This window comes from Bradyrhizobium sp. 197, from assembly GCF_023073375.1.
GTDB lineage: Bacteria > Pseudomonadota > Alphaproteobacteria > Rhizobiales > Xanthobacteraceae > Bradyrhizobium.
Window position 1 is genome coordinate 1 of record NZ_JADPJJ010000152.1, and the last position, 9,699, is coordinate 9,699.

Here is a 9,699-nt window from a genome sequence, read left to right on the forward strand (position 1 = left end):
CATGCAGGCTTCGTGCTCGATGCGCTGGAGCAGGCACTGCATGATCGACGGCCGGTCCATCGTAGCGGGCTGGTGCACCACAGCGACAGGGGCAGCCAATATGTATCCATTAAGTACACCGAGCGCCTGGCTGAAGCAGGCGTGGAGCCTTCTGTCGGCAGCGTCGGAGATTCCTATGACAATGCTCTCGCCGAAACCATCAACGGCCTCTACAAGGCCGAGGTGATCCATCGGCGCGGGCCATGGCGCAGCTTCGAGGCCGTCGAGTTCGCGACGCTGGAATGGGTCGACTGGTTCAATAACCGGCGGCTCCTGGAGCCCATCGGCAACATACCACCGGCCGAAGCCGAGCAACGCTACTACGCCATGCTGGAACAACCCGCCATGGCGGCATAACTTAAACCAAATGGCCTCCGGCAATCCCGGGGCGGTTCACATCGTCCGGGCCGCGGTGCCTTTCCCGCCCTTCACAATCGCCCTGCCCCTGGTCTTTGTCTTTACGTCCGCGGCGGACTTGCCGGCGATGATGTCGCGCTGGAGGCCCTTGGCGTCGGTGGAGGTGAAGCCCTTCACGGTCTTCTTGCCAACAAGCTTGATGATGTGCCGCTCGATACGCCCCTTGTCGCTGTACAGGGTGGTCTCGCTCTTCGTCTCGCCCCGCCGGGTGAGGACCAGACCGCGTTCGGCCTTGTCCAGATACTCCCTGCACAGCTCCTCAACCGTCATAGCTCCGCGGGCGAGCTTCTTGCTCTCCACGGGATCTGAGCCCCTCACGACGTCAGCCAAGGCGAGCTTGGCGTCCCGGCGGGCTTCCTCAGGAGTCAGAACGCCATACCGTCCCAGCGTCAGCCGCCGGCTGCGGCCGTTGGCATTCCGGTACTGGACCACGAAGGACTTTGCGCCGCTCTGTTTGACGCGCAGGCCGAACCCCGGCAATTCCTCTTCCCAGAGGAACAGGTCCTTGCCGGTCGTTTCCGCCGCATCAACCGCGCGTTTCGTAAGCTTCGGCAATTTTCCCTCGGTAAGCAATGGGTAAGCAGACGCCAGAAAACGAGGGAAACTCGGAGCAACGACCGTAGCCCCCAAATCAGGCTCATTTAAACCTATATCTGGGCGCCATCAATTCCAAGGGATTTGAGGTAAGCAGGGGTAATTTCCCCACCTTTGCCCTCAGAAGGCAAAGGTCACACATTTGAATCGTGTCGGGCGCGCCATTTTCTGAGACTGCTCGCTTCTCTGACGAGACAATGCCGGTGAAGAAAGTCACCATGGTCCTTGTTTGTCGGAACGCGCGCGTCCCTGCAGGCCCCTGATCGACTAAATCGAAGGTAAGCGCATAGCCGCAAACCTATTGATGCTGGCTTGACGTGTTTCGGAATCGCCATGGCATGAGGTCTTCGATTCTGCTTTGGGGATGGCCGGCGATGATCGCCTCGAGTGTTTGGGCGATGTAGGCGACGGGGTTGACGTCGTTGATCTTGCAGGTGGCAACGATCGACGCAAGCAAGGCCCAATTTTCAGCCCCGACCTCATGACCGGCGAAGAGCGCCTGGTCAAGCAGATCGGCCGGATCGCGTTTTCGACCGGATTGGTGTCGAGTTCGAGACGCCCGTCTTCGAGGAAGCGCGTCAGTCCCGGCCAATGATTGAGCGCGTAGCGGATGTCCTCGGCGAGCGCCCGATCGGGTTGCTACCATGAGGTTGAGCGCAGGTTTTTTGCTTGCTCAACTCTGATCTGGCGGTCAACTATCGAGCTTGACCCACAAACGACATGTATCCGCGTTTTCCGCTGTAGAACGTTAATCCTGCATGCGCCAGTAAGCGGTGCCGATCCGGCCCGGTCGCCATCAGGCCAAGTCGTCAGTTCGCTAGATTGGACCTGGCCTCATCCAGTTCGGGGCGTGCCGAGCCGACGGGTTTGCTTAGCGCCACAAGCTTCCAGTAAGCATCGTGAGCGGTCGCGGAATCACCCGTCTGTTTCGCGGCACGGGCCTCGCCCAGAAGGCTGCGGAAACGATTGGGATCCGTGCTCAACATCGCTTGGTACTCGACCAGGGCCGCCGCCGGCTGGTTGAGTTCGAGCAACAGATCGGCCAACAGCTCGCGCGCGGGGAGAACCGATGACGGGGTCGCCGGATGCTTGTCCATCGTAGCGTCAAGATCGGCTGCGGCCCGCGCCAGCGCGGCTGCCTCCTTGGCGTCGCCTCGGACATGGGCGAGGATGCCGGCGGCCGCCAAACGCTGCACCTCGACCTGATTGGCCCAATAGGTATCCTTGCCCTTCAGCTCATCCTCGAGAGATTGTAGTCGGGTGATCTCCGCCTCGGCGCCGACGATGTTGCCGGTGCGCGCGTCACCCAGCGCTCGAGCATAGACGATCATTGCTTCCGCCCAGGGAAAGCGCTCAAGCGGGAAGCCAATCGCCGGCTCGCTCAGCGCAGCGGCGCCCGGCCAGTCGCGGCGCTCGAGCACGTAGCGCACGGGGATCGCGGCGACAGCGTAAGCCCCGGCGAGGTTGGCATTCGCGCTCTGGCGGAATCCGATAAGTTCGTCGATCACCGCTTTTGCTGGGCCATCCTGCGCAATCTGTAGATATGCGTATTCGAGATAATCCATCGTGTGGAGGGTTTCCTGGTCATAGCTCCCAAGCCCCTGGGTTCTATGCACATAAGCAAGCGCGGCAGTGTGAGCAGCGCGGTTCGAATCAATTGATTGCTGCCACATGCCAAGGCGGGTGAAGATGTGCGAGGGCATGTGCAGCGCGTGCGGCACGTCAGGCGCGACCTTGGCATAGCAGATCGCGGCATCTAGCCCCGCCGCTGCGAATTGTGGCGAGTCGTCGCTGTGGATCAGGTAATGCACAACGCCGGGGTGGTTCGGCTCCGCCTTCCAGATTTTATTGAGGATCTCGGCCGCCTTCCTTTGGTTGGCAAAGCCCTTGTCGGTCTTGAGCGCGCTGGCGTTCAGCGCCAAGGCGTAAAACACCGCGGCCTCGCGGTCGTCCGGATAACGCTCATAGACTTGTTCCATCGCCTTTTCGTAGGCGACTGCTCGAGCCTGATGATCGAGCTTGTCATTGTCGCGGTAGAACGCGGCAATCGCTGCAATGTAATCCGCCTCGCGCGGCGTCTGAGTTGGGGCCGCCATCGCCTTCTCGACTGCCTGGGAGCCGGCTTTGAGCGCGGCCGGCGTTGGGGGGTACCACAGCGGGTACCATTGACTCATCGCGATTCCCCAATAGGCCATGGCGCAGGCGGGCTCGGACGCGGCGATTGCGGTGAACTCCTCCAACGCCTCGGGGTACCAGAATGAATGCAGCGTCCAGACCGCGTGCTTGAATGCTTGTTGTGACAGCGGCCCGCAGCTAATCGCGAAATCCACTTCCTCGATGACCTTGGGCGCAGTCTCTGCCAGCAATTTCTGCGAAGGCAACGCCAGCAGCGCGGCAGCCATCAAACCCACTGAAATTCGATGATATCCCATGGCGAGACCTCCCAGCTCGGGTCTGCTGTACGATAGGGGCTCGAAACGCCAATATGTGTCGAGTAGCCCACAGTCGATGATCACGAGGAAGGACCTCCGCGTCCTCCTTTAAGTGGATGCTCTCACTGGATAGGGGCTTCTTCACCGTCTCTGCACAGGACGAGCGGCTTAATCGTCGCCGGAGTCAACTCTCAAACTCGCCCCAGCGCAAGCGACGAAATCCGGCAGCTTCGCTGTCCCATGGCCGCGTCCCGGGTGCCCATCGAGCAGGACAATGCAGGGCCATGCTCGCCAGTCGATTTCTTCCTCAGAGGAGTCGGCATCGTAACGCCGCAGGGGCGTTCCCCGCTGCTTGCTTCAACAGAGGAAACTATGCGCGCATCGCTTGCGCTGCGGCATAATTCTCGTCTATCTCGCATGCCTTCTCGAATCAGTCGTGCCCGTCAAGTGCATTCCATTTGACCTTCGCGGCCGCCATCCCTCGTAGGAAGCAATCATAGCTATCGATGCGGTCGGTTGGCTTGGCCCTACTTCGCTCGGTCTCTACTGGATTTTCGGCGCGATTAGGCCGACTGCCCGTGCCGTACTTGCAGATCGAAACACCTCTTGGAGGTCACCGTCGATTCTGTCGGCCCAAATGTGAGCGCCAGTGGCAGCTTAAGATCAATCGTCCAGTGACGCGAACGCGTCCGCCAGCCTTTCGCACGCTCCCCTCGAGCACGTAGCGTACGCCAAGCTCACGCCCGTTCGTCGGCTCGCTTCGCCCCTTGTGGCCCGGGCTGTGGTACTCTATTCCCACGTGATCACCGTAATCAAGACGCGGCTCGGGGCCTCACAACGCGCCCTGCTGCGGTGTCCACTCGGGTCGTTTCGGACGATTTCAATCTACCCCTGACAGCCGGCTTATCGGCGAGCACCGGCAGGTGCGGGCAATTGGACAAGTCAAGCCCGCTTGGCCCTCTCCTCTGATCCGTCTAAAATACACCAAGGCTGGATTGCGAGCCATGGTTCAGGAGCAGCTGGTACGTGTCGAGCGCAGGTTGTCGGCGATATTGGCCGCCGACGTGGCTGGCTATTCGCGGCTGATGCATAGCGACGAAGAAGCCACTCATTCCAGACTGTCCACGCTCCTGGTGGAGGCTGTCGCCCCGGCCATCTCTGAACACGGCGGCCGAATTGTGAAGAGCGCCGGGGACGGGTTTTTGGCGGACTTTCCCAGCGCGGTCGAGGCGGTTCGAGCCGCCTTGCAGTTTCAGGCACGCATCAGGGAACTAACAATGGACGACGTCGCAGACAGGCGAATTGCCTTCCGTGTCGGCATCAACATCGGTGACGTAATTGTAGAGCCAAATGACATCTTCGGGGACAGCGTGAATATTGCGGCACGCCTTGAGAGCATCGCCGAGCCCGGAGGCATCTGCATCTCGTCTTCCGCTTACGATCACGTCCGGGACAAGGTCGCAGTCGAATTTGCCGATCTGGGTGAGCAGACTCTCAAAAACATCGCCCGTCCGGTGCGCGTCTATGGCCTGATCCGAGATGGAGCAGGCGCAGGAACGCACGGAATCAGCACGACGCCGAGCCGACCTTCAACGCCGGGGCCCGTGAAGAGGCTGCTTGAGCGTGAGCGGGAGCTTGCGGTAATTGAAGAGCTACTGGGGCGCCGCAGTGGCGCCCTGGCAATCGAGGTTGGCGTCGGCGTGGGCAAGACCGCGCTGGTGCAGGCGGCGTGCCGACGGGCGCAAGAGCTTGGCTACGAGGTCTTGAGCGCTCGCGGGTTGGAACTTGAGGCGGACTTCGCATTCGGCGTCGTGCGGCAACTGTTCGAGCGGCGGCTCATAGGTGCCGGTGTGGATGAGCGCGCATCCTTGCTCGTCGGACCTGCCGCGGCAGTGGGGCCGCTGCTACTCGGAAAATCTGTCGAAGCTTCGGCCGGAGACACGTCCTTTGCCGTCTTGCACGGGTTGTACTGGCTGGCCGCTAATCTGTCGGTCGCTCGACCGCTGCTGTTGGCGATCGACGACGCGCACTGGGCGGACGAGCCCTCGTTGCGATGGTTGAGCTACCTTGCTCAGCGACTGGATGGGCTAACTCTGGTGCTGCTGGTTGCGCTTCGGCCCGGTGACCCAGCAATTGCGAATGCGAACCTGTTGGCACTGCTCGCCGAGGCGCCAACGATTCTGCGCCCTGCGTTGTTGAGCGAAAGGGCCGTCGGCACGCTGGTCCGCTCCGCGATCGGCACCAGGTCCAACGATGGATCTTGCGAGGCAGTGTGGACTGCCAGCGGAGGTAACCCCTTGTACATAACTGAGCTACTGCGGGCGCTAGCGCTGGACGACCAGCATTTGACAGGTCCGGCGGAGCTGCTCGTTGGCGGAATCGAGGGCATCGGGCGCCGGGTGATCGCCCGCGTGCGGCGCGTCGATCCCGCAGCGCTGCGTCTTGCGCAAGCGTTGGCTGTCCTGGGGGACGGCTGCGAGCTGCGCCACGCCGCGGCAACGGCGGGCCTGGAGATGAGCGAAGGGACAAGACTAGCGACGGTCCTGGTTCGCTTGGAAGTCCTGGCCGATGATGATCCTCCGAGGTTCATTCATCCGGTCGTCCGCGACGCTCTGGAGACGTCGCTCGGCGGCGGCGGGCGAGATGCAGCGCATCGCTCTGCCGCCCGCTTGCTGCACGCCGAGCGAGCTTCCGCCGGACAGATTGCGGCACATCTGGCTCTTGTACGACCCGCGGGTGACGAGTGGGTGATCGCCCGGTTGAATGAAGCCGCAGAGCAAGCGATCGAAAATGGTGCGCCCAAAGCGGCGGCCGACCTGTTGAACCGCGCGTTGCGCGAACCACCGCCTACCGCGCAACGAGCTGGCCTTCTGCGCAAGACGGCCCGCGCGGAAGTGAGCGCGGGTCGGGAAACGGCGCTTGAGCACCTGGAAGAGGCGCTGCGGTCGGTTGCCAATTCGCGCGAGCGGGCCGAAATCGCTCTCGAAGTCGCCCAGGCCTACGCCGCACTATTCCGTTGGGTGGACGCGGTGGATGCCATCGAGCGGGGGCTGGCAGAACTCGGCGACGCAGATCAGGCGCTCGCCGGCCGACTAGAGGGCGAGCTGGTTGTCTGCGGCCTGCACGACGCACGACGCGCCTCCCGCGTGAAGCCGGTGCTTGAGCGATATGCCGCCCCTTCGTCCGCGGCAACTCATACTGAGGCGCTGGCCGCGAGGGGAATGGCGATGGTCCTCGCCGGCCGACCGGCGGAAGAGGCGGCTATCCCTCTGGAGTCCGCCCTCGCCGGCGCGGCGGCACCGGGTGAGAACTGGGACACGCGTGCCGCGCTGTTGTGGAGCCTGGTAACGGCCGAGCGCTTTCAGTCGGTTGAGACCGCCCTGGAGCCTATGCTGGCAGAAGTCCAGCGCTCGGGGAGCGCACGCGGCTTTGTCGCGGTTTATAGTACGCTTGCTTTACTGAAGCTACGTTTGGGAGCGCTGCCGGACGCGGATGCGGCCGCACGGGTCGCCCTCCAAGTGCTGCGCGAGAGTGACTTTCGACCCGGGCTGGCATTCGCCGTGACCATTCTAGCGGATGTCGGGGTCGAGGCGGGTGAGCTTGCCGAGGCAGAGTCGCTGCTCTCGCTTCTGCCACAACAAGACTGGCCGGCAGGTGTCGGTACTGTTTTGATCCCAGCCGCTCGTGCAAGGCTCCGGCTCGCCCAAGGCCTGCTCACGGAGGCGCTCTTCGATTTCCAGACCTGTGCAGCAATGTTTAGCCCGGACGTGTGGGGCACTGAAATTCGAGACGTCGGCTATTTGCACGCTCGCGCCGGCGCGGCCCTCGCCCTATTGCGACTGGGAGAGCGTGAGCGCGCGCGCGAGCTGGCAGAGGCCGAGCTCGCTGACGTGAGGATGTTCGGAGCACCTCGCGCGCTCGGGGTCGCGCTGCGCGCCGCGGGACTTGCGCACGGTGGCAGCAAGGGGATTGAGCTACTGGGTGAATCGGCGGCCTCCTTACGGAAATCACCGGCAGTGCTGGAGCGGGCGCATTCTCTGGCCGAGCTTGGCGCAGCACTGAGAAGAGATGGTTGCCGTTCCGCGGCGCGGGAGCCGCTTGGCGAAGCACTCGACCTTGCCGCCCGGTGCGGCGCCCGACCGCTGGCAGCCCGCGTCCGCGAGGAACTCAAAGCCACCGGCGCACGCCCACGGCGTGAGTGGCGCACTGGCCTGGAAGCATTAAGTCCGAGAGAGCTGCGTGTCGCGCAGCTGGCGGCCGAGGGTCGGACCAACCGGGAGATCGCCTACCAGCTCTATGTGACGCTCAAGACCATCGAGGGTCACCTTGCCCGCGCCTACACCAAGCTCGGTATCGAGCGACGAAACCAGCTGTCGAAATTTTTCGCCGGAACAAAAACCAGGGTACCTACCCCCTAGCGAAGCATCGTCCCTGGCGCGACCATTCGGCCTGCACTTTGAAGGTTCCCAAGGAGGATCGAATGACAATGACCCCACGTGAGGCTTTCGGAAAGGGGACAGCCACCTTCAATGCCCATGATCTTGACGGGTTTGCGGAAGTCCTGGCCGACGACGTCGTTTTCGAGGCGCCGGGCGGGATGCACGGCGAAGGAAAAGCGGCCTGCGTTGCATTCTTCGGCAGCTGAATCGGTGCCTTTCCGGATGCCCGCGTCGAAGTCCAGGCCGTTTACTTCGTCGACGACGTCGCGGTCGAGGAAGGCACGTTCACGGGGACGCAAAACGGCGTTCTCCACGGTCCGATGGGGGATATTCCACCCACGGGCCGCTCCGTCGCGGTGGACTATGTCCAGGTGCTCCGCTTTCGCGACGGCAAGCATGTCTCGTTCAATCTGATGTTTGACAGGCTGGTCTTGCTGGAGCAACTCGGCCTTGCCCCGACGCCTGCGGTGGCAGCGTAGGCGCGTCTTAGCCGTCGTGCAGTAGCGGGGCTGCCGCGCGACGGCGGATTTGCCGCGCATCTCCGGGCTCTTCCATGACCGACATCTATCAGCGACGACAGGTATTTCGACCCTGCTCAGGTAGCTGTCGGCTATGCCCGGGGGCGGCGACAGCCCGCGGCGCAATCCTGCTGCCGAACACCGCTGCGCTTGCCGTTAACATCAGCGCCGGCAAAGTGACCGGCGACGGCGAAAGGTACAATCGAAGGTCCGCTTGTCGTGGATGCCGCTGGTGCGTGGACGCGACAGGTTGCGGAGGCCAGCGGGATTCGCGTGCCGCTCGTACCACCCGCCAGCAGCTGATCGTCACGCAGCCTCTGGACGGTGTGCACGCCAACCTACCGATGATTCGGATCATGGACGCCGCCGTCTACACGCGGCCCTGCCAGGGCGGCTTGCTTTGGGGTGTCTATGCGGAGGCGCCGCGCTTTTTCGACATGCAATCGCTGGGGCCGAACTTCGATATCAAGGACATGCCGCTCGACATCGAAGTCCTTCGTTCGGCTGCCACTGACATTAAGGATCTACTCCCGATCCTCCAAACGGCTTGTGTACGAGAACTTCGTGGCGGCATCCCGACAATGACAGCGGACGGCCACCACATTCTCGGTCCTGCCCCGGGCGCTGAAGGTTTCTACTTCGCGAGCGGCTGCAACGTTGCCGATCTTTCAATTTCTCCGGCGGTGCGAGAGGCGCTTGCGACTTGGATCGTCGACGGCAAGCCGCCCTTCGACCTCTCGCCAATGTCGTGCATGCGCTTCAAAGACGCGTCGTGGTCCGAGGGTCAATTGCGGCGAGATGCGGCTTGGCAATATCGACACTTCTACGGCGCGGTATGAGCTACACTCGAGCCTGATCTGATGACCACACGTGTCGGCTGCAGGTTCGTGATGGAAATCGAAGGAGAAGCGAGCTGGCCGCTTACGGACCCGATGCGTCGGCTCCGCACCAAAATCAGCCGACATTCCAGAGCGACCATAAGATGTAGCGTCACTGAGTGCGGCATAGGCAGTCGTATCCCCCCATGAAGCTGCGGACGCTGGTGTGCGGTATCGCCCTGAGCTGCTGCCGGTTTGATGGACGCCGGGTTAAGCTAATCCGACCTTCCGTTCGAACTCCATAGGGCTCAGATATCCGATCGTCGAATGCCTTCGCTTCGGATTGTACAACGAGGTTTGAGAACGCCCACAGGACCGTTCTTCGCGAGGTTCTTTATCGATATCATCCTTGGTTTGGCTGCCGAGTTTGCGTTCATGGGGC

General features: G+C 62.4%; 7 protein-coding genes and 1 pseudogene. 5 read left to right on the top strand and 3 right to left on the bottom strand.

What is annotated here, in order from left to right; all coding sequences use genetic code 11:
• On the top strand, window positions 1-396 hold a 396-nt coding region (locus IVB27_RS34770; RefSeq protein WP_247447236.1), incomplete at its 5' end, for an integrase core domain-containing protein.
• A gap of 36 nt (window positions 397-432) precedes the next feature.
• On the opposite strand, the gene IVB27_RS34775 is transcribed toward IVB27_RS34770, so the two are convergent.
• The 3 genes and pseudogenes from IVB27_RS34775 to IVB27_RS34785 form a co-directional block, all read right to left on the bottom strand.
• On the bottom strand, window positions 433-1,011 hold the full coding sequence (locus IVB27_RS34775) for an Arm DNA-binding domain-containing protein (protein WP_247447237.1): 579 nt from the start codon (window positions 1,009-1,011) through the stop codon (window positions 433-435).
• A gap of 337 nt (window positions 1,012-1,348) precedes the next feature.
• Window positions 1,349-1,674: pseudogene (locus IVB27_RS34780) on the bottom strand (transposase domain-containing protein); the annotation flags it as partial.
• A gap of 185 nt (window positions 1,675-1,859) precedes the next feature.
• The gene (locus IVB27_RS34785) at window positions 1,860-3,482 is read right to left on the bottom strand and encodes a hypothetical protein (RefSeq protein ID WP_247447238.1); all 1,623 of its coding nucleotides are present in this window, start codon (window positions 3,480-3,482) and stop codon (window positions 1,860-1,862) included.
• 1,004 nt (window positions 3,483-4,486) lie between these two features.
• Here IVB27_RS34785 and IVB27_RS34790 point away from each other — a divergent pair.
• The 4 genes from IVB27_RS34790 (at window position 4,487) to IVB27_RS34800 (ending at window position 9,278) form a co-directional block, all read left to right on the top strand.
• On the top strand, window positions 4,487-7,900 hold the full coding sequence (locus IVB27_RS34790; protein ID WP_247447239.1) for an AAA family ATPase: 3,414 nt from the start codon (window positions 4,487-4,489) through the stop codon (window positions 7,898-7,900).
• A gap of 68 nt (window positions 7,901-7,968) precedes the next feature.
• Complete coding sequence (locus IVB27_RS43870) at window positions 7,969-8,127, top strand: nuclear transport factor 2 family protein (RefSeq protein WP_524536535.1); 159 nt, start codon at window positions 7,969-7,971, stop codon at window positions 8,125-8,127.
• Window positions 8,128-8,241: 114 nt separating this feature from the next.
• On the top strand, window positions 8,242-8,400 hold the full coding sequence (locus tag IVB27_RS43875; RefSeq protein WP_524536534.1) for a hypothetical protein: 159 nt from the start codon (window positions 8,242-8,244) through the stop codon (window positions 8,398-8,400).
• A gap of 74 nt (window positions 8,401-8,474) precedes the next feature.
• Entirely contained in the window at window positions 8,475-9,278 is an 804-nt protein-coding gene (locus IVB27_RS34800) for an NAD(P)/FAD-dependent oxidoreductase (RefSeq protein WP_247447241.1), read from the top strand.
• Window positions 9,279-9,699 lie beyond the last annotated feature (421 nt).

What these genes read in the sequence shown, in the direction of transcription:
- IVB27_RS34785 (WP_247447238.1), bottom strand. Translation starts at nt 3,482, where the DNA reads ATGGGATATCATCGAATTTCAGTGGGTTTGATGGCTGCCGCGCTGCTG.
- IVB27_RS34790 (WP_247447239.1), top strand. Translation starts at nt 4,487, where the DNA reads ATGGTTCAGGAGCAGCTGGTACGTGTCGAGCGCAGGTTGTCGGCGATA.
- IVB27_RS43870 (WP_524536535.1), top strand. Translation starts at nt 7,969, where the DNA reads ATGACCCCACGTGAGGCTTTCGGAAAGGGGACAGCCACCTTCAATGCC.
- IVB27_RS43875 (WP_524536534.1), top strand. Translation starts at nt 8,242, where the DNA reads ATGGGGGATATTCCACCCACGGGCCGCTCCGTCGCGGTGGACTATGTC.
- IVB27_RS34800 (WP_247447241.1), top strand. Translation starts at nt 8,475, where the DNA reads ATGACCGACATCTATCAGCGACGACAGGTATTTCGACCCTGCTCAGGT.